12 protein-coding genes are annotated in these 22,300 nt (G+C 33.1%); 5 read left to right on the top strand and 7 right to left on the bottom strand.

The window, feature by feature from the left end; all coding sequences use genetic code 11:
- Positions 1 to 22: 22 nt before the first annotated feature.
- The 7 genes from BC961_RS12435 to BC961_RS12405 all read right to left on the bottom strand — a co-directional run bounded on the left by BC961_RS12435 (position 23) and on the right by BC961_RS12405 (position 13,398).
- A complete protein-coding gene (locus BC961_RS12435) occupies positions 23 to 1,231 on the bottom strand; it encodes an anhydro-N-acetylmuramic acid kinase (protein WP_121926186.1) in 1,209 nt (402 codons plus the stop codon).
- Between the two features lie 139 nt (positions 1,232 to 1,370).
- Positions 1,371 to 4,388 (bottom strand): glycoside hydrolase family 3 N-terminal domain-containing protein, encoded by a 3,018-nt coding sequence (locus tag BC961_RS12430; protein ID WP_121926185.1) that lies wholly within the window; start codon positions 4,386 to 4,388, stop codon positions 1,371 to 1,373.
- A gap of 86 nt (positions 4,389 to 4,474) precedes the next feature.
- Complete coding sequence (locus BC961_RS12425) at positions 4,475 to 5,983, bottom strand: sodium:solute symporter (RefSeq protein WP_121926184.1); 1,509 nt, start codon at positions 5,981 to 5,983, stop codon at positions 4,475 to 4,477.
- A 53-nt stretch (positions 5,984 to 6,036) separates the two neighbouring features.
- Entirely contained in the window at positions 6,037 to 6,864 is an 828-nt protein-coding gene (gene murQ, locus BC961_RS12420; RefSeq protein ID WP_121926183.1) for an N-acetylmuramic acid 6-phosphate etherase, read from the bottom strand.
- Between the two features lie 64 nt (positions 6,865 to 6,928).
- Positions 6,929 to 8,134 carry an exo-beta-N-acetylmuramidase NamZ family protein gene (locus tag BC961_RS12415; protein WP_121926329.1) on the bottom strand — a complete coding sequence of 402 codons (1,206 nt, stop codon included), beginning with the start codon at positions 8,132 to 8,134 and terminating at the stop codon, positions 6,929 to 6,931.
- A 245-nt stretch (positions 8,135 to 8,379) separates the two neighbouring features.
- On the bottom strand, positions 8,380 to 10,107 hold the full coding sequence (locus BC961_RS12410; protein WP_121926182.1) for a RagB/SusD family nutrient uptake outer membrane protein: 1,728 nt from the start codon (positions 10,105 to 10,107) through the stop codon (positions 8,380 to 8,382).
- Positions 10,108 to 10,131: 24 nt separating this feature from the next.
- The gene (locus tag BC961_RS12405; protein WP_121926181.1) at positions 10,132 to 13,398 is read right to left on the bottom strand and encodes a SusC/RagA family TonB-linked outer membrane protein; all 3,267 of its coding nucleotides are present in this window, start codon (positions 13,396 to 13,398) and stop codon (positions 10,132 to 10,134) included.
- A gap of 215 nt (positions 13,399 to 13,613) precedes the next feature.
- On the opposite strand from BC961_RS12405, the gene BC961_RS12400 reads away from it, so the two are divergent.
- The 5 genes from BC961_RS12400 (at position 13,614) to BC961_RS12380 (ending at position 22,219) form a co-directional block, all read left to right on the top strand.
- The gene (locus tag BC961_RS12400; RefSeq protein ID WP_121926180.1) at positions 13,614 to 14,363 is read left to right on the top strand and encodes a DeoR/GlpR family DNA-binding transcription regulator; all 750 of its coding nucleotides are present in this window, start codon (positions 13,614 to 13,616) and stop codon (positions 14,361 to 14,363) included.
- Positions 14,364 to 14,494: 131 nt separating this feature from the next.
- Positions 14,495 to 16,417 (top strand): glucosamine-6-phosphate deaminase, encoded by a 1,923-nt coding sequence (gene nagB, locus BC961_RS12395; RefSeq protein WP_121926179.1) that lies wholly within the window; start codon positions 14,495 to 14,497, stop codon positions 16,415 to 16,417.
- Positions 16,418 to 16,586: 169 nt separating this feature from the next.
- Positions 16,587 to 19,499 (top strand): FAD-binding and (Fe-S)-binding domain-containing protein, encoded by a 2,913-nt coding sequence (locus BC961_RS12390; protein WP_121926178.1) that lies wholly within the window; start codon positions 16,587 to 16,589, stop codon positions 19,497 to 19,499.
- Between the two features lie 48 nt (positions 19,500 to 19,547).
- Positions 19,548 to 20,369: an alpha/beta hydrolase gene (locus BC961_RS12385; protein ID WP_121926177.1), complete on the top strand. Its 822-nt coding sequence runs from the start codon at positions 19,548 to 19,550 to the stop codon at positions 20,367 to 20,369.
- 14 nt (positions 20,370 to 20,383) lie between these two features.
- Entirely contained in the window at positions 20,384 to 22,219 is a 1,836-nt protein-coding gene (locus tag BC961_RS12380) for an outer membrane protein assembly factor BamB family protein (RefSeq protein WP_121926176.1), read from the top strand.
- The last annotated feature ends 81 nt before the right edge of the window (positions 22,220 to 22,300 follow it).

The following is a 22,300-nucleotide window of genomic DNA, read 5'->3' as shown; positions in this document are numbered from 1 at the left end:
ATATAATAGTTGTATTAGTTTATTAATTAGGGAACGAAATTTTACCCATCGAAACAGATGGAATTCCTTTTCGCTTACCAAAATCAGATTTTCCTCCTGAGACTGTTTCATTGGCTAGTACGGCAAAAAGAATCGCCTCTTTGGCATCGCCAGAAATTCCCAAATCATCTGTTTTTGCAAAATTGCAAGTCAATAATTCTTTTAACCATTGAATTAATAGTGGATTGTGCGCACCACCACCAGATAAATAAATGATAAAATCTTCAATATTGTAAATAGTGCTTTTTATTGTTTCTTTTATAGCAGTTACGATCGTTTCAGCGCTAAATCGTGTCAACGTGGCGAGCAAATCAGGAACCGGAATATTTTGAGTACTGCTTAAGGCTTGAGCCTTTTTAACATATTCCATATTGAAAAGTTCAGGTCCAGTGGTTTTTGGATACGGTTTATTAAAAAAAGAATCAGATTTTAAACTTTCTAGAAGTGCAGCGTTTACAGTTCCAGTTTTAGCAATTTCGGCATCTTTGTCATAAGATTTTTCAGGAAAATTTAGTTTTGTAAAAGCGTCTATTAACGTGTTTCCTGTTCCTGTATCCGTTACAAAAACCTCTTCGGGATTATTAGAAGCTGGTAAATAGGTGAAATTTGAAATTCCTCCCATGTTCAACATAATTCTGTTTTCTCCTTTTTTAGAAAAAAGAAAATAATCACCATAAACTGCTAAAGGTGCACCTTCGCCACCTGCAGCAACGTGTTTTTGTCTAAAGTCAGATATCGTAATTATTCCAGTTTTTACCGCAATGTGATCACCATCTCCAATTTGTAAAGTACCATTTGGAAATTTTTCGTGCTGGTGCAAAATCTTTGGAGCGTGGAAAACGGTCTGGCCATGAGATGCTATTAAATCAATTTTATCAGCGGTAATCTTCCATTTATCAAGACATTTTAGAATCATCTCCGCATGTAACGTTCCAATCCATTCGTTTAATAAAACGAGTTTTTGAAATTCAATAGTTTGCTTTGCAAAAATAGATTTGATTTCTAATTTTATATCCTCGGAATAATCAACTGTTTCAAATTGAATCAATTTAATTTGTGTGTCTTCACCTGCTCCTGAAATCTCGCACAAAGCCACATCTAATCCATCTAGTGATGTTCCAGACATCAAACCAATAACGTTTCGTGATGGTTTTTGTGCAATTTTATAAAGTGATTCGAGATTTGAATTCATGATTCTATGTATAAATAATAAAAATTAATTCATTTTTTAAGCAAATAAAAAAGTTAAAATCAAAGAAGGTTTGATTTGATATTTTCGCAAATAGTTTTAGTTATCTGAATTGGTAAAGTTAAAAGTTTTATAGAAAATTCTATCTTTTAGGATCCTTTTTAATAATGGCATTTTGGATAATTTGTTGAATTTCTTCTCTAATATTTTCTTTGGCCAATTTGTTTCCTTCTGCTGTAACTTCTGGATAAGTTCTGTTTGAAAGAAAAACATATACGATTTCCGTCTCTGGATCAACCCAAGCAATATCGCCGGTAAAACCAGTATGCCCAAAACTAGCTTCCGAAACGCAGCCACATGTTGGTCCATCTTTTTTAATTCTCTTATCAAAACCTAAACCTCTTTGAACTCCTTCAGCAGCGTAATACGACGTATTGAATACATCGAAAGTGGCCGTAGAAAAATAGCTTTTGTTACCATAATTTCCTTTTTGTAAAAATAGTTGCATCATTTTAGCCACGTCCATTGCATTCGAAAAAATTCCTGCATGACCGGCAACTCCACCTTCCATTGCTGCAGCCATATCATGCACATGACCTTGTACAACTTGGTGACGGAAATAAGTATCTACTTCTGATGGAGCAATATTATTTTTATCAAACTTCGTTAACGGATTATATAATGTATTGTTCATTCCTAGCGAGCTGTAAAAATTTTTCTGACTTAAAACTTCTAATGGCTTTTTTGCTTTTCTTTCTAGATATTCCTTTAAAATAATAAAGGTAAAATCACTGTATTTGTATTCTTTCTTGAGTGATAATGGGCTTTCAGCAATTAGTTTTATTATGGTATCGTGATAATCATTTCGTAGAAAAAGGTTATCGGCTACTTTAGTTGAAAATTTTGCGTTTTCGACTTTACTGTAATACTTGTCCATTGGTGAAGTATCACTGTTCAAAGTCGCTTTGTAAAACGGAATCCATGCTTGAAGTCCAGCATAATGGGTTAGTAAATCCTTAAAACTGATGTTTGCTTTATCTGTTTTTGAGAAAAGTGGGACCATTCTTTTTAATTTTGTATCTAGTTTTACTTTGTTCTTATCATACAATTGCATCACATTTGGTATAGTCGAAATCATCTTTGTTAGAGAAGCTACGTCATACAAATCTGAATTACTAACTTGTTTACTGCCATTTTCGTAAGTGAAATTCCCAAAAGATTTTTGGAAAATTACATTTCCTTTTCGAGCAACTAGAACTTGCATTCCAGGAGTCATTTTGCCATCAATTGCTTTTTTTGCAATGCTATCAATTTTAGATAAAATTTGAGAATTCATATTTTCATTTTCAGGAGCTGTAAAACCCAATCGGTTTAGTTTCTCAGTTGATAGGCCATGATTTACAGGAAATGATTTATTTATTGATACGGGTAGTTTTCCTTTGGCAGCGACCGCACCAAAAATCAATTCTGCTGAAACGATTTGGCTTACGCTTGAGTTTTGATAAGAAACTACTAATCCTTCAATATCTTCAAAATTTGTGATAGGAAGTAATGTATATGGTTTTGCAAAAACAGCTAAGATTACTTTATTGTGCTTGGCTATTTCTTGTAACCACTTCATTTCTTTATCACTAAAATCTTGTTTCGCCCATGTTTTATTTTCTTTATGGTAACCAATAATTACCGTATCGTATTTTTTTAATTCTTTGTTTAAGCTATCAATATCTGTATTTGAAACTTCGGTTACTTCTGTATATTTTTTTAAAGTAGATATAAAAGAACTGTTAACGTCATCTCCTAGTTTGACATAGGCTATTTTTCGACTTAGATCTTTGATAGGAAGAATTTCTTTCTCATTTTTCAAAACTGTAATTGCATTTTCATACAATTTATAACTTAACGCTTCGTTTTGTACAGGATTAATGTCAGCGACAAGACTTTTGATTTCGATAGGTTTGTAAGTATTTAAACCAACTTTAAATTTGTAACGCAATATTTTTTTTACGGACTCTGACAAACGCGCTTCTGTTATAATTCCTTCTTTGTAATACGATTCTAATTTTATCATTGCAACAGGTACATTTTCTGGACCTAAAAAAATGTCATTTCCTGCAAGTAGCACCGCTAACTCGAGATCACCAGCACCTTTAAAGTCGCTAGCACCTTTCATCGCTAGTCCATCTGTTATTATCAAGCCTTCGAAGCCCATTTGCTTTTGAAGTAAATTAGTAACTACATTGTAAGAAGCGGAGGAAGGATAATTTTGCTTATTTTCTAAACTTGGAATATTAAGGTGCCCAACCATTACAGAAGCGAGACCTTCATCAAACATTCTTTTGTAAGGATAGAGTTCGACTAAATCAATTCGTTCTTTCGAAAAAGTTACTAGTGGTAATGTGTAGTGGGAGTCGGTGGAAGTGTCGCCATGTCCAGGAAAATGCTTACCTGTCGTGAAAACGCCTTGACTTTGAACGCCGTTCATTAATGCAACCGCTTTGTCAGAAACATTAGTCTTGCTTTCGCCAAAAGAACGATTCCCAATGATAGGATTTTTAGGATTAGTGTTAATATCAAGCACAGGAGCAAAGTTGAAATGGATTCCCATTCTCTTCGCTTCGGCGCCCATTTGTATTCCAACTTGTTCTATTAAAGATAAATCTTGGATCGCTCCTAATGTCATATTCCAAGGAAAAACGTAAGTAGAATCAAGTCTCATGCTTAAACCCCATTCGGCATCAAGTCCAATAAATAAAGGCACTTTTGCTTTAGCTTGATATTCATTTGTGAGCTTAGCTTGGCGAATAGGACTACCTTGGAAAAAAATAAGACCTCCAACTTTATACTCTTCAATTAATTTTTTGACACTGTCTTCATGAGCGGAATCTTTATTAGAATAAGCCGAAACCATAAATAATTGCCCGAGTTTTTCTCTGACAGACATTTTAGAATAAATACTGTCAACCCAACGTGTTTCAGAGTCTGAATCTTTTAAAAATGTCTTTCTTTCTAATTTAGGTAGTGCATTATATACTTTCGCATCTCCAATGAACGAATTCTTTTGTAAAGATGCTACTGCAATTGTTTTTTTTGAACTAGCGCAATTAGTTAGTACTAATAGAAAAAGTGTGTAGAAGCTAATTTTTATAAAGAAATTTTTCATTTAATTCATTTTAAGTAAATAGTGTACCTAACTCTGAATAGAGTGGTAAAAAGTCAGCAATAATCAAAGCTAGTTTGTACTGGAGACTAAAAACTTATTTTTGTCTTGCTGTGAGAGCTAGTTAATAACAATCCTAAGTATGTAAGCATTCCGTTAAGTACTATCAATTCATTGTCAAACACATATCCAGCAAACAAAGTTCTTGAATATTCATTTATCAAATAGGTAAATAGGGGAGACAACAAACAAATGTAAGGTACCAGTTTGTCATTTACATTTCTTGTTTTTTGGAATAATCCAAACGCATATAATCCTAACAACGGACCATACGTGTACGATGCTACTCTAAATATCATTCCAACGACAGAGCTGTCATTGATCGAATTAAAAACAAGAATAACTAAGAAAATTAATGCTGAAAAACTGATGTGAACTAAATGTCTTATTTTGACATTGTTTTTCTTTTTCAGATTTTCCTGTTTATCCATTCCTAAGAAATCCACGCAAAAAGAAGTTGTTAAAGCTGTTAAAGCAGAATCAGTAGTTGCAAACGTGGCAGCAATAATTCCAAGTAAAAATACAATTGCTGGAATAATGGAGAGGTGGTTCAGAGCTATTTCTGGGAAAAGTAAGTCGGTTCTAGGTTTTCCTGTTATTAAATCTGTTGGAATAGCAATACCGTTTTTATTGGCATAAATGTAAAGTAAAGCTCCTACGCTCAAGAAAAATATATTGATCACAACAAATATTCCCGTGAAGGTAAACATGTTTTTCTGTGCTTCGCCAATGTTCTTGCAACTTAAGTTTTTTTGCATTAAATCTTGGTCAAGTCCTGTCATAGCGATGGTGACAAACATTCCTCCTAAAATTTGCTTCACAAAATGGAATTTACTTCCCAAGAAATCATCAAAGAAAAATATTTTTGAATAATTACTATTCTTCACTTCTTCGAATGCTCCAATGGCACTCAAATCCATGCTGTCACAAATAAAATAAATTGTCAAGAAAACAGAACTTACTAAAAAAAACGTTTGTAAAGTGTCCGTAATGATAATTGTTTTAAGTCCGCCTCTGTAGGTATAAGAAAATATAAGTAATAACGATATTAAAACAGTCACAGCAAATGGAATTCCGTAATAGTCGAATACGTAGCGCTGTAAGACAATTACAACTAAATACAATCTAAAAGCAGAGCTGATCGTTCTACTAATTAAAAAGATAGACGCGGCTGTTTTGTAACTGTAAAAACCCATTCTTTGCTCGATATAGCTGTAAATGGAGGTCAAATTCATTCTGTAGTACAAGGGCAGTAATAATTTTGTAATTATTATAAAACCAATTGCGTTTCCTATAATAAATTGAAAGTACTTAAATTGTTCGCCACCAGCTGCACCCACTTCTCCTGGAACAGAAATAAAAGTAACACCAGATAAAGCAGTTCCAATCATTCCGAAAGCAACTAAATACCATTTTGAATTTTTGTTTGCTGTAAAGAACGCTTCATTTCCATCATCTTTCCGGCTCACTCGATGCGAGATATAGAATAATACTCCGAAGTAAACGATGATAAGGATCAGGATTGCGCTTGGTGTCATTTTATGTGGTTGTTGGTTTGTTAGTATTTAGGATGAGGATCAGCGTGTGACTTTTAACTCTCTAAATTTTTATTTTCAGCGAGTAAAACAGCTCTAACACTTTTATGTTTATTTAATAATTCTGAGGCCAGTTTTTCATCGATATTTAATTCTTCAATAATCATTTCAACACCTCTTTGAACTAATTTTTTGTTAGACAATTGCATGTCAATCATTTTGTTACCGTATACTTTTCCTAACTTAATCATCACTGAAGTAGAAATCATATTTAAAACTAGTTTTTGAGATGTTCCTGCTTTCATACGTGTACTTCCAGTAAGAAATTCTGGTCCTACCACAATTTCTATAGGAAAATCTGCTTCTTTTGAAATTAAGCTATTACTATTGCATGAAATACTTCCTGTAGAAATATTGTTTTCTCTTGACATTTTTAAACCACCAATAACATAAGGTGTATTTCCTGAGGCGGCAATACCTATAACAAAATCGGCGCTTGTAATATTATGCTTTTTTAAATCTTCCCAAGCTTGATTAAAATCGTCTTCAGCATTTTCAACTGCCTTTCTAATCGCATAATCACCACCCGCAATAATTCCGATAACTAAATCGTGTGAGACCCCAAAAGTAGGAGGGCACTCTGAAGCATCTAAAATACCTATTCGGCCAGATGTTCCTGCACCGATATAAAATAAGCGACCACCTTTTTGCATTTTTAATACAATGGCATTTACTAGTTTTTCAATATTGGGAATTTGTTTCTTAATGACACTCGAAACCTTTTTATCCTCTGCATTAATTCCCATAAGTATTTCCTCAGTACTCATTTTTTCTAGATTAGCATAGAGAGATTCTTTTTCAGTATCCGGATTATTTTTAGCCATTTTTTTATTTTTTAAATGATCAGTTTAATTTACAATAACAGTTTTAATTTCAGAACTCATAACACTAATAAAGAAGATAATTAGAGCGCATTTTCTTGAAGGAGTTCAAGTCTTTTTGCCAACTCTGTCTTATCTTACTTTCAGAAACACCATTTTCTATTTGGGTTTGCAATTTCTTAGTTCCTGCTAATTTTGTAAAAAAAGCGTTAAAGAAATTTTTCTTATCTGCTGTATTTTGATAGGCTTTAATAAGCCACTTCAGTTCTAATTTATTTAGCCTTTTATAAGATGATAAATCTTCGCCAAAGCATAGCTTACCATTGTGCATCGGGTCTTTAGCGCCAAAATTTGGTTTTGGAGTAAAAATAAAATCAAAACTTTTTTTATCTAAAAAAGGCGATCCATAAATTTGGAATTGCTTCTCCGTTCCGCGACCAACACTAACATTAGTCCCTTCGAAAAAACATAAACTAGCATATAGATTTATGGATTGATCGTTAGGTAAATTAGGCGATGGTTTTACTAATAAGCTGTAAGGCATATTATGTTTATAGTCGACACAAGGTATTACTGTAAGTTTACATTGAGCTGCGTTTTTTAACCACTTTTGTCCATTAATCATTTTTCCGTATTCTCCTATTGTCATTCCATGAAGTAGTGGAATAGGGTGCATACCAACAAAACTTGTGAACTCTTTTTCTAAAAGTGGACCGTCAATTATACAGCCATTTGGATTAGGCCGATCTAATATTATAAGTGGAATTCCGTTTTCGGCACAAGCTTCCATTACGTAATGTAATGACGAAATATAAGTGTAAAAACGTGCACCTACATCTTGTAAATCAAAAACCATTACATCTATTCCAGCTAATTGTTCTTTTTTAGGTTTCTTGTTATCTCCGTAAAGCGAAATGATACTAAGTCCTGTTTTTGGATCTTTCCCATCTACAACATGTTCGCCAGCATCTGCAGTTCCTCTAAAACCATGTTCGGGAGCAAAAATAGTTCTGACATTGATTTTTTTTGATAATAAAAAGTCAACTACATGAGTTTGATCACTTAAAATTCCAGTTTGATTTGTAACGATTCCTACTTTTTTATCTTTTAATAATGGAAGATAGCTTTCATAATTATCGGCACCGGTTTTTATAGGTCGATTACTAATTTCAAAATCTTTTTTTGAATCTAAAATTGGTATAGTAGTATTACAATAAGTTCCAATGTAGAATATAGAAAATGTAAAAACCAAACCTCTTTTTATAAGCTTCATCATCTTTATTAAAAATTAAATTATGGAATGCATTAGATTAAATAAAAGTAACAGTAATTATTTTTTAATTTAATAAACTGAATTTTATAAATGCCGAAAAGTAGTATTATATTTTATTACAATTGAAAAAATATAATAATAATGAAACAATATTATGAGCTACTTTAGTAGGTGTGTAGCTTTAAAATACTAGCTCTAGTTTAAAAAATACTAGAGCTAGTTAATTTATTTAAGTGTGGTATTTATTACCAACCTGGATTTTGTTTTAATTCTACTCCTTCAGCAAGATATAGACTAATATCATTTGTTGGAATTGCAGTTAAATAATGCTTTGGTGAAATAAATGTTCTTGAAATAGTATACGGAATTACGTAACCATCGGCATTAACTTTAGTTTTAGAGGCAGTTCCAATCAAAGAGGGAATTCTTGCTCCTAATAAAACGTCAGGGTTTTTAGCACCATCAAGATAATCTCCTTTTTTCCAACGCAAAATATCAGCTTTTCGAAGACTTGTCCAGCTAATGAATTCCATTCTACGTTCACGTCTAATTTCCCAGATAAGAGGGCTTACAGCGCCAGTGATTTGCTCTAAGCTTGATGTTCTTTGAGGATCGTTTATCTGAATTCCACCTACAGATGCATTTGATCCATCAGTAGTTAAAACTGCAATTCCTGCACGAGCTCTTACTTTGTTTAAAGATAAGTTAAGATCAGCGTTTGTTGCTGTACCAAGTTCTGCACAAGCTTCAGCATAGTTTAAATAAACTTCGCTCAAAGTAAATATTGGTGCATCAATTTGGTTTTGGCCAATAGTTGTAACCTCTGTGCCGCTAGCAGCGGGAGTGTTGTACAACTGAAATACATATCCAGTTATTGACGTTAGACCATTAAGTGGTTTGTCAGAGTAAGCGTAATCAACATTTCCAAAAGCCTTTGCAAAACGTGGATCTCTGTTAGCAAAAACATTTGTAATTGTATTATCTCCTAAATATTGAGGATTCCCTCCAATTTGTTTGATTGGCAAACCGTTAACTGTAGAATAACTCTCAGCAGCAAATTTAGACAAACCACTTTGCACAGTAGAAGTGTTAGTGTAGGCTTGAATAGAGTTACCAAGAACTCCTCTTAAATATCTTTTAGCTAAAATTACTTCAGTATTTCCTAATAACTCTAACGAATTGTATAAAGACTTCCAGTCAGAATTTAATGAATACGAAGCGTTATTCATAACCATTAATGAAGCTGCTTTTGCTTTTTGAAGATATTCGCTTCCTGGTTGTCCAAGATTATATTTTCTATTAGTTCCTTCGTAAAGACAAACTCTACTCAATAGTGCATAAGCAGTAAATTTATTAACTGTTACGTTTTTATCATCAACAGCAAGCATTAAAGAACTTGCTTCTTCTAGATCTTTAATTACATTGTTAATTACCTCAGTTCTACTTAAAGCGGGTTTATATACGTTAGCGTCATTTTGCTGTAAAAACGCATCGGTGTAGGGAACGTCTCCAAATTCCTGAGCTAATCTAAAGTACGTATATGCTCTGAAAAATTTAGCAACACCTAAATAATGATTTTTCTTTGCTTCATCCATATTAACTGCAGGCACTCTTTCTAGCATCAAATTACTGCGACGAATTAATGTGTAATAAGAATTCCAGTTTGAGTTAGTTGCATTAGCAGTTGTATTAAATGTTGTAAACACATTCATAGCTAGATTGTCATCAAAATTCGATGAATTATGAAAATAGAAATCTGCAGTTGTTCCTGCATTATTTCCATATCCTAAAAAGGTATCGTAATTCAACCAAGAGAATGTTTTAACGTTATTTTCAGAAGTCCAAAAATTACTATCTGTAAATATATCTTTTGGTGGTGTATCTAGAAAATCTGAGCAGCTAAAAGACATTCCTGCTATTGAAAGAGCAAGAACAGAAAGCTTTATCTTAGAGTTTATTTTTAATTTTCTCATTTTCTTTAATTTTTAATTTATTTTTTAAAATGCAAGTTGAATACCCATAGACCATGTTTTAGAATAAGGGAATGTTCTTCCCCAAGTCGCCTCAGAATCATTGATTTCTGGATCCACAGGTAAATTACTGTCTTTAAAAGTCAATAGGTTTAAACCAGAAACGTAAGGTCTGATCTTATCAACACCAATTCTTTTACTTAAGCTTTTAGGTAAAGTATATCCTACTGTTACGCTTTTTAATCTTAAGTATGACATATTTAATAAATATCTAGACTGTGACACGAAGTTATTTGATCCTGGAGCATAACCCCCAAAAGCATTTGCATCATGTTTAGGGAACGGATTAGGATAATAAGCATTTGTGTTATCTGGTGTCCAGTAGTCATTCATGTTCGCATACATTGCATCAGTTCTACTATAGAATGGTAAAACTAGATCTGAAGTAGCCCAGTATTGACGCTCACCAACTCCTTGAAAAAACGCATCGATATCAAAACCATATACATTTCCACCAAGACGAATACCATATTGATATTTAGGAGTAGCGTTACCTATAACACTTAAATCACCTGAATCATCAGCTGTTCCTTTTCCTCTAGATATTTTTCCATCTCCGTTTAGATCTTTGTACATAACATCTCCAGCACCGTATTTAAATGTCCCTGAGCGAATGTCTTTGTAATCAATTCCGTTAACAATAGAACCAGTTTGATCTACAACATCAGTAGCTTGAATAAGTCTATCTGTAGTTAAACCCCAAATTTCGCCTATTTTTTGTCCTGCGTAGAATGAACCTAAAAGTCTAGAAGAGTTATTCCATTCAGTAACCTCTGTTGTGTAATCAGATAAAGTTAAATCTGTGTAAACAGAAATGTCTTTAGTGATTTCTTTGTTGAAGTTAATTCCTAATTCCCAACCTCTAGTTCTTAAGTTTCCTGAATTTGTATTTGCTGCTGATTGTCCAAATGATCCTGGCAAAGTTTTTCCAGGAGATAAAACTCCTTTAGTGTCTCTTTGATAATAGTCAAATGTTAATCCAACCATATTGTAGATTCTTAAATCTAAACCAATATCTTGAGTTGTAACTTTTTCCCATGATAAGTTTGCGTCCACATTGCTTGGTAGCGATACAGAAGGTGGGATAGTAGCTCCACTTCCTAACCACCATGGATTACTACTTGTCATAACTGGTAAAAATGCATTGTTTGCAATATTTTGATTACCAATAGATCCTATAGATGCACGTATTTTTAAGTCATTCAACCAGCCTCTTGTACTTTCCATAAATTTCTCATTCGAAATTCTGTATCCAACAGATGCTGAAGGGAAAAAGCCCCACTGTTCTTGCGTTGGAAATTTTGAAGATCCATCATAACGAGCATTTAATTCTAATAAGTATCTTCCATCATAATCATAGTTAATACGGCCGAAGAAACCTGCAATTGCATATTCAGACAATCCTGGATTAATAGAAGAATTAGAAGAAAGAGGTGATGTAAATTGGTCACCAATTGCTAAGTTAAATTCTGGTTTATTTTTATCTAGCAAAGTATTTCTACGAGCGTAAGTTCTTTCGAATGATTGCCACTCTGAGTTTAAACCACCTAATGCTTTAAAGTTATGTACACTATTAAAAGTCTTTGAATAGTTTGCGTAGATATTAGCAACGTTAGTAGTGTAAGAAGATTTTGATTGAGCAACAAAATCATTGCCAGACTCCATCATTGTAGGTTTTCCAGCAACTAAATCTGCAGCACTTGTCCACCAATCCCATAAAGGTATTTGTCCACCATTAAATTTATTACTAAAGAAATTGTTGTTAATGCTGTATTCAGCAATAATATTGAAGTCTTTTGTAACTTGAGCTGTTAATTTCGCATTGATACGAGTATCGTTCTCTAATCTTTTATTCATTGAGGCATTATTCATGTAACCCGGTGCATGACGAAAAGAAATTCCGTTATAAGTACCATAAGGGAAATAAGAACCCCAACGCATGTAGTATCCAAAATATCCATTTCCAGCAGTGTCTAAACCACTGTTGTAATAATTAAAAGGAGATTTATATTCTTGCATAGAAGATAATACTTTGAAATCTCCTGAAAGCCAACTAGATAATTGAGTACTCATACCCATGTTCAAGTTAATTCTTTGATTATTTTCAGTATTTATATTCATAACCCCTTCTTGGTTAGAAACTCCTAACGAAACAATAAATGAACTTTTCTCTGATAAAGATCCTTGTGCTGAAAAGTTATGGAATGACGTTATTGCGTTTTTCTTAAGCATTTCTTTATGTGGATCCCAAACTCTGTAGAAGTATTCTTTTCCTCCAATAACATCAAAATCTTCTCCTAAGATCATATTCTTATCGTTACTGCTTCTTGTAGCTGCATACTTTTGTTGCCAGTTAATTATCCCTGGAAGTAAAGTTTTGTAGTTCATTCCAAAAGATTCTGGATTTGCATTTCCTGCACGAGCTTGCGCTTGAATCATTGCTGGAAGTTCGATTGTTGGGTCATTAAACTCAATTAATGAAATAGGATTGCTCCAACCGTAATTATTGCTGTATGCAAACCTTACTTTTCCTTTAGCGTCCTTACCATTTTTAGTAGTAATTAAGATTACTCCAAAAGCAGCACGTGCTCCATAAATAGAAGCAGAAGCAGCGTCCTTAAGAACAGACATCGTAGCAACATCTTCAGGATTAATTAATGACATATCAGATGGAACACCGTCAACTAATACTAATGGAGAACCAGTAGCAGTACCATTAATAATAGTTCCAGCTCCACGAATATTTATATTTGATGTTTTTCCAATGTTTCCAGAATTAAAAGTAATGTTTAATCCCGGCGTAGTACCTTGTAAACCTTTACTTATATCGGTAATTGGTTTACTTCCAAGTGCCTTTTCAACGTCGATTTTAGCAACTGCACCCGTTAAATTTGCTTTTTTCTGCGAAGAAAACCCAACCACTACAACTTCATCTAAGTTTAAAGTGCTCTCAAAAAGCGAAACATTAATTGTTTGTTGTTCTCCAACTTTCATTTCTTTAGTTGTAAAACCCATATAACTAAATACAAGTACATCTGCTGCTGATGCATTGATTAGATATTGACCATCCATATCAGTAACACTGCTTTTAGTAGTGCCCTTAATTAGAATCGAGGCACCTGGAATAGGGATTCCATCTGCATTGTTTTTAATAGTTCCAGTTATTGTTTTTGTTTGTGCAAATGTAACTTGTACTAAAAAAAACAAAAATGAAATCAGTAATAATTTTTTCATAATTATTGGTTTTTTAATGGTTATTATACAAATATATTTATTTAAATTACATTAGTGCAATATTTTTCGAATATTTTTTATTTTTAACATAAATAACGCAACATAACGCAAAAAATTAGTTTTAATATATAAAACTTTTGTTAAATTTAGTTAGTAAGCGCTTTAATTTCAATTGTATATTTTAATACATTTGCATTTTACCTATAAATAGCAATATGTTAAAAGCAGAAAGACACCATTATATAATGACTAAACTCGTTGCGGAGCATCGTGTGAGTACTATTGACTTAGCTGTGGAATTATGTATGTCTGAAGATTCCATTAGACGAGATTTAAACAAATTGCACGAGAAAGGTCTTCTTGAGAAAGTGTATGGTGGAGCAGTTCCTATTGCTGAAAAGAATAGAAGTGTTTTTGATATCGTCATTACTAATGAGCAAAAGAAAAAAGAGATCGGCTATAAAGCACTTTCTTTACTTCACGATGGTCAAGTTATAATCATGAGCGGTGGAACTACTAATATGGTTTTTTCAAAATTAATCCCTCCTTCCTTAAAAGCGACTATTTATACTTATAGTTTACCTATTGCTATGCAACTCTCTCAATATCCTAATATTGACTTGATATTTATTGGTGGTAAAATGCAGAAAAATGCAATGGTTACCATCGGAATGGATGTGCTCCAAGTTCTGTCAAAAATTAAAGCTGACATTTGCTTTATGGGTGTAAGTAGTATAGATGTAAAGCAAGGACTCACAGAAGAAGGATACGAAGTATCTATCGTTAAAAAAGCGATGATTGAATCCTCAGATAAAGTGATCGCCATGTTTACTGCTGACAAGATGAATACTAAAAAACCCCATGTAGTATGCGATTTAACGATGTTAGATACCATTGTTACCGACTTAGGATCGGATGATCCGCGATTAGAAGAATATAAAAAGTCAGGAGTTTTTATATTTTAATGAAATTCAATTGTATTTAGAATGCGTTATTTTGCGTTTTTCATATTTATTTATGTTAAACAACGCAAAATAAAAGAAATGTTTTGTTTTTTGTATATATTTGTTATTCTATTTCAACTTAGATACAAAATATGAAAAACAGCGCTCCATTACAATATGACATCCCTGGTAAATTTGAAGAAACTCGATTTGAAAAAAATCATAATGTAATTTTCAAAAGTGCTTCAGATGCTTCAAAATATGTTGCTGAGGAAATAGCGCAATTAATTCGCTTTAAGCAAAGTCGCTATGAATCATGTGTTCTTGGCCTTGCAACAGGTTCATCTCCAATTAAGGTTTATGAGGAATTAGTTAGAATGCATCAAGAGGATGGACTTAGTTTTCATAATGTCATTACGTTTAACTTAGATGAGTATTACCCGATGACTAAGGAAAATCGCCAAAGTTATCACTATTTTATGCAGGAGCATTTGTTCAATCATGTGGATATAAGGCCAGAAAATATTAACATTCCTGATGGTACAATTTTATTATCTCAAGTTAATCAATACTGTATTGATTATGATAATAAAATAAAACAAGCTGGCGGAATAGACTTGCAGTTATTAGGAATTGGTCGTACAGGTCACGTAGGTTTTAATGAACCTGGTTCTCATATTAATTCTGGAACCCGAATTATAACTTTAGATCATATTACGAGAATTGATGCATCGTCTGCTTTTAATGGAACTGCCAATGTTCCAAAAAGAGCTATCACAATGGGTGTTTCAACAATTTTGAGATCAAAGCGCATTTTACTACTAGCTTGGGGACAAAACAAAGCCGAAATAATCAAGAGAACAATTCAGGGCGAAATTACTTCTGAAGTTCCTGCTACTTTCTTACAAAATCATAATAATACTACTTTTGTTTTAGATCAATTCGCCGCTTCAGAATTGACACGATTCAAAACACCATGGTTGGTGGGAGAATGTATTTGGACGCAAGAATTAAAAAGCAAAGCTATAATATGGCTTTGTAAGGAAACTAAACAATCTATACTTAAACTTACAGATCGGGATTATAATAATAACGGCATGTCCGACTTATTGGCCCAAGAAGGTTCTGCATACGATTTGAATATTAATATGTTCAATGTTTTACAACATACAATCACTGGTTGGCCAGGCGGAAAACCAAACACAGACGATAGTAATAGACCAGAACGTTCTAATCCTTCTAAAAAACGAATTATTCTTTTTAGTCCGCATCCTGATGATGACGTAATTTCGATGGGAGGAACTTTTTCAAAATTGATTAAGCAAGGTCACGATGTTCATGTGGTTTATCAAACTTCTGGAAATATTGCAGTAACTGATGACGAGGCGCTAAAATTTGCAGAAGTATGTAATGATTTTATTTCGAATGAAAATAGTACTACTTTTTCATCAGTTATCTCGGATTTAAATACCAAAAGTGAAAATGAAGTAGACTCATTGGAAGTTAGGAAATTAAAGGGATTGATAAGACGTCGTGAATCTTACGCAGCAACAAGATATATCGGTTTGAAAGATGAAAATACACATTTTCTAGATCTTCCGTTTTACGAAACAGGACAAATTAAAAAAAATCCACTTGCTAAGGAGGATATTGATATCGTTGCAGCGATCATTTCAAAAATAAAGCCGCATCAAGTTTTTGCAGCAGGTGATCTGGCAGATCCACATGGAACCCATGAAGTTTGTTTGAATGCAATATTTGCGGCAATGAAGGAACTCAAAAAAGAGTCATTTATGGACGATTGCTGGTTATGGTTGTATAGAGGTGCTTGGCATGAATGGGATCTCCACGAGATAGACATGGCGGTACCGTTAAGTCCTGACGAAGTGTTGATGAAAAGACACGCTATTTTATACCATCAGTCTCAAAAAGATAGAGTTATGTTTCAAGGCAATGATTCTAGAGAATTTTGGGTTCGTGCAGAAGATAGAAATAAGAACACAGCCAAATTATATGATGATTTAGGGCTTGCTCAATATGAGGCAATTGAAGCTTTTAAGCGATTTGATTATTAAATAACCATTTTGAAAGCTCTAAAAATGTCTAATAATTAATTTATAAATCATAGCGTGAAAATTGTAACTATTCAGACAGCGAAATCAATTTATAGCACTAAATTTATAATTCAAAGTAGTACATTAAATTTCACTTTTTCGTGAAAATAATAATAAGAAAAATAAGTAAATGTCCATATCTCATAAATTAGCAAAATTAGCGGTGTCATTAGAAGGAACTCTTCTATACGACGAGCTAAATAAAATTTTATATTCTACGGACGCTTCTGCTTACAGAATCTTTCCCGTCGCTGCTGCAATTCCAAAATCGGAAGAAGATATTGTAAAGATTATTCAATTTGCTACCGAAAATAATATTTCGATTACTCCTAGAACAGCCGGAACATCATTAGCAGGTCAGACCGTTGGAAATGGAATAATTGTGGATGTCTCTAAACACTTTACAAAAATTGTTTCTTTCGATGCTGAAAATAAAACCATCACAGTACAACCGGGAGTAATTCGGGACGAGTTAAATATTTATTTAAAACCACACGGTTTATTTTTTGGCCCTAATACATCAACCTCAAATAGATGTATGATTGGTGGAATGGTTGGAAATAACTCTTCAGGTACAACATCAATACGGTACGGCGTTACCAGAGATAAAGTCGTCGAACTTAAAGCGATTTTAAGTGATGGAAGTACAGCTATATTTAAAGAAATTAGTTCTGCTGAATTCATTGAGAAAACAAAAGGAAATTCACTTGAGAGTTCGATTTATAAGAGTATTTATGAAGAATTATCAAGTACGGAACAACAAGTAGAAATAATAAAGGAATTTCCAAAACCTGAAATCCACAGGAGAAATACAGGATATGCCGTTGATTTATTGCTTAAGTCGGAACTTTTTGGTGGTACTGAAAAAACAATAAATTTAGGACAGCTGCTGTGTGGAAGTGAAGGAACTTTAGCGTTTACAACTGAAATAAAATTAAAGGTCGATACTCTTCCTCCAACTAGTAATGTAATGGTTGTTGCGCACTTTCATACTATTCAAGAAAGTTTAGAGGCTGTCGTAATCGCAATGAAGCATCATTTGTATACTTGTGAAATGATGGATGATACAATATTGAATTGTACAAAAACTAATAGAGAACAAGCTAAAAACCGATTCTTTATTCAGGGTGATCCTAAAGCCGTTATTATGTTGGAGGTTGCTTCACATAATAGCATGGAAGATGCAGAAACTCAAGCAAACGAGTTGATAGCTGATTTAGAAGCAAATAATTTTGGCTATGCATTACCTAAGATTTACGGTGCTGATATTGATAAAATTAATGAGCTTAGAAAAGCCGGTCTTGGACTTTTAGGAAGTATCGTAGGCGATAATAAAGCTGCTGATTCCATAGAAGATACAGCAGTTGAATTAAGTGATTTACCAAATTATATTGCTGAATTCTCTGCAATGATGGAGCGTCACGGTCAAAGTGCTATCTATTATGCGCACGCAGGTGCTGGTGAACTGCATTTACGTCCTGTTTTAAATTTAAAAACTAAAGAAGGATTACATCAGTTTAGAAATATAGCAACTGAAGTAGCAATTTTAGTAAAAAAATATCGAGGTTCTTTAAGTGGAGAACATGGTGACGGAATTGTTCGTGGTGAATTTTTACCATTTATGATAGGCGACAAAAACTACGAATTATTAAAGCGCATTAAAAAGGCTTTCGATCCAAATGCGATTTTTAACATTGGTAAAATAGTGAATGCGTCTAAAATGGATGACAATCTTCGAGTAGAGGCAGGAAGAGAAGAACCTGATATTAAAACAATTCAGAATTTCTCTGATAGTATGGGAATTTTACGCGCAGCGGAGAAATGCAACGGTTCTGGAGATTGTAGAAAGCTACCTTCATCGGGAGGAAGTATGTGTCCCAGTTATCGTGCAACGCGCAATGAAAAAGATACAACGCGTGCTAGGGCAAACGCATTGAGAGAATATCTAACCCATTCAGAAAAGGACAATAAGTTTGATCATCAAGAATTATACAAAGTTTTTGAACTGTGTGTAAGTTGTAAAGCTTGCGCTAGTGAATGTCCCAGTAATGTCGATGTTTCAGCTTTAAAATCAGAATTTTTATATCAATACCAAAAAGCTAATGGATTTTCATGGCGAAATAAAGCTTTTGCATTTAATGCGAAATTAAATGGATTGGGAAGTGTTGCTCCAAAATTGACAAACTTCATGGTTAATTTACCAATCGTAAAAAAAACTATGGGAATTGCTTCATTGCGTCAGGTACCACATTTAGCGCCACAGACATTTAGAAAATGGTATGGCAAAAATTGGAATAAGGAGCCTAGTGAATCTTTTGTAAATGGTACAGTATGTCTGTTTACTGACGAATTTACAAATCATTACGATGTATCTGTTGGAATAGATGCGTATGAATTACTTACTGCCTTGGGATACGAAGTTATCTTAGTAGATCATGAGGAAAGTGGTAGAGCATTTATTTCTAAAGGATTTCTAGAAGAAGCGAAGGCTGTCGCCAATAAAAATGTTAGGATATTTTCAGATTTTATTACTGCTGATTGTCCTTTAATAGGAATAGAACCTTCTGCGATATTGACTTTTAGAGATGAATACATCCGATTAGCAGATGATAAAGAGCGTGCAGTAAAGCTTTCGAAAAATGTATTTACTATTGAAGAATTTTTTAAAAACGAAATAACTACAGGTAAAATTAAGCCTAGTCAATTTTCTGAACAACCTAAAACAATAAAAATTCACGGACATTGTCATCAGAAGTCATTGAGTACAATTGAAGCAACTTTTGCAATGTTGAACGTACCAAAAAATAATTCAGTCACCATTTATAATTCAGGTTGTTGTGGTATGGCGGGTTCTTTTGGTTACGAAAAAGAGCATTATGAAATCAGTATGCAAATGGGTGAAGATACATTATTTCCTAAAATCAGAGCAACTGAAAATAACGTCCAAATTGCCGCAGCAGGAACAAGTTGTCGTCATCAAATTTTTGATGGAACGAGTAGAACTGCGCTGCATCCTGTCACTATTTTGAGAAATTGTCTTTAATGAATTGATATATTTTTAAATAATTCCCTTTAAACATAAGATTAAATCATGAATAAAATCCGATTTACAGTAGTAGTTTTATTTGTGTTTTTCTATGCACATGCCGCTAAAGTTGACACTATTCAAGTCTATAGTAAGTCTATGGGTAAATATATTAAAAGCTGCATTATAACTCCTGACACCTATAAAAAAAGTAAAACCAGATTCCCTGTTGTCTATTTACTTCACGGTTACGGCGGAAATTATGCAACTTGGGTTCAAAGTTTTAAGGATGTTGCAAGTCAAGTTGATCTATATGGCTTTATAGCTATAGGTGTAGATGGAAATACTTCAAGTTGGTATTTTGATAGTCCCATAGATTCTTCCTTCAAGTATGAAACGTATATCACAACTGAATTAATTCCCTTTATTGATTTAAAGTACAAAACCATTGTAAGTCCGAATGCTCGAGCTATAACTGGACTAAGTATGGGTGGACATGGAGCATTATATTTATCTTTTAAACATCAGGATATTTTTGGAGCAGCAGGGAGTATGAGTGGAGGAGTGGATATTCGTCCTTTTTCTGAAAAATGGGATGTAAAGAAACGCCTAGGTTCAATAGAAGATTTTCCTGAAAATTGGGAGAAAAACACGATAATAAACATGTTAGATTTGGTCCAAAATAATAAATTAAAACTTATTATTGACTGCGGTGTAGATGACTTTTTTATAGACGTAAATAGAAATCTGCACAATAATATGCTCTCTTCAAAAATAAATCACGATTATATAGAACGTCCAGGAAAACATAATACTGAGTACTGGGAAAATGCTTTAAAGTTCCAACTATTATTTTTCCATAATTTTTTTAAAGATTTCTCTAATTAATTTAAAATTACACCATGAAATATTTGTATTTAAAAATTGTTTTTCTTTTTGCAATTGCAGCTTGTTATTCTCAAAAAAATTACGAAAGGTCAGATATAAAATTTGCACATCTTACTGACTTGCATGTATCTGTTGGAAATGATAATGACTTTTTATTACAGCAAATTATTAAAGAAATTAATAGCTCTAAAAATGAATTTGTCGTAATCACTGGTGATTTGACCAATCGCGGTGACGACGATGAGTTGAATCGAGTACATGCAATTCTTACTGATTTAAAAATTCCATATTACGTCATTTCTGGAAATCACGAAACCACTTGGAGTGAAAGCGCAGGATTGACTTATAAAAAATTATGGGGAAACGATCGATTTGCTTTTTCTAAAGGAGATTATTTATTCGTCGGATTTCCGTGTGGTCCTTACATGAAAATGGGAGATGGTTTTGTAAAGAAAGAAGATTTGCTTTTTTTAGATAAAACTTTAAAAGACAGTCTAAATAACAGTGCAAAGAAAGTTTTAAGTTTTTCGCATTATCCATTAGACAATAGCCTTAGTAATTACAAAGAAGTTCTATCTATTTTGCAAAAATATCCAACCGTAGCTAGTTTTTGTGGGCACGGACATACCTTAAAAAAATATGACTTCTCGGGATTAAGTGGAGTGATGGGTGTAGCTATTGTTACCAGAGATGGTAAAACAAAAAGCTATAATGAAGTAGAAATAAGTAATGATAGCATACGCATCTATCAAAAAGAGATTGACAAACAAAAAGCATTTAGATTTTCAGTTCCTTCTCAGCCTTCAAAAATTAAAATTGAAAATGAGAATGGTTTTGCTAAAATAGTTCCTTTTATTACAGATATTGCTTCGATATACAGCGTTCCTGCATTTGATTCAAAAAACTTATATTTTGCAAATTCCGTTGGTGAGATACAGTCACTGAATGTAAAAAGTAAAGTTTCAAAATGGAAAATAGAAACAGGTAATTCTATTTATTTTACACCAACAATTATAAAAAATAATTTGGTTGTTGGTACTATAGAGGGGAATATTTTAGGTTTTGATAAAAAAACAGGAATTCAGAAGTGGAATACTGCAATAGGAGGAATTTTAGTTGGTTCACCCATTGTTGAAGATAGCAGAATTTACACTGCAAGTTCTACTAAATTTATTTGCGTGAATGGAGAAGATGGAACGGTGATTTGGGAAAATAAATTACCAAACTCTTATTCTCAAGCAACTCCATTGATCCATGGTAACTCAATTATTTTTGGCTCATGGGATTCTTATCTTTATTGTTTAGACAAGAGTACTGGAGAATTAGTGTGGAAATGGAATAATGGCAATGAAAAACAAGAATTATATTCGCCAGGTAATGTAAAGACAGTAGCTTCAAAAAATAGACTTTACTTAGTTACACCACAACGTTTCTTAACCATTATTGATATCAATACTGGTAAAACTTTATTGCGAACATCTAAATGGAAAGTTAGAGAATCGATGGGTAGGAGTGAAGATGGAAAGTATTTCTATGCTAAAACAATGGATGGTGAATTGTTAAGATTGCCATTAAATGATTTATTAGAGTTAACAGAAGAAAATTTAGTTAAAAACAGTAAAGTTCTAGATTTAAAGATTGGATATGAGCACAATCCTGCGCCAATACTTGAAAAGAATGGTAAAATTTATTTAGGGAGTCGCAAAGGCGAAGTTGTAATAATTGATGCTGATAAATTTGAAATTATAAAAATGCTTCATTTAGGAACTTCAAGTGTAAATGGTTTTACAACAGATAGTAGAGGAAATGTTTGGACCAGTCTTATTGAAGGAGGAATCTATAAGCTATAACAATTTTTGAAATTTTAGTAAACCTTCCTTTTAGCTTTAAATTAATCTTTACTATCGCATTACTCCAATTCCATTTTAATA

This window comes from Flavobacterium weaverense, assembly GCF_003688495.1.
Classification (GTDB): domain Bacteria; phylum Bacteroidota; class Bacteroidia; order Flavobacteriales; family Flavobacteriaceae; genus Flavobacterium; species Flavobacterium weaverense.
The sequence above is the reverse complement of the archived record's forward strand: the minus strand, read 5'-3'. Positions and strand labels throughout refer to the sequence as shown.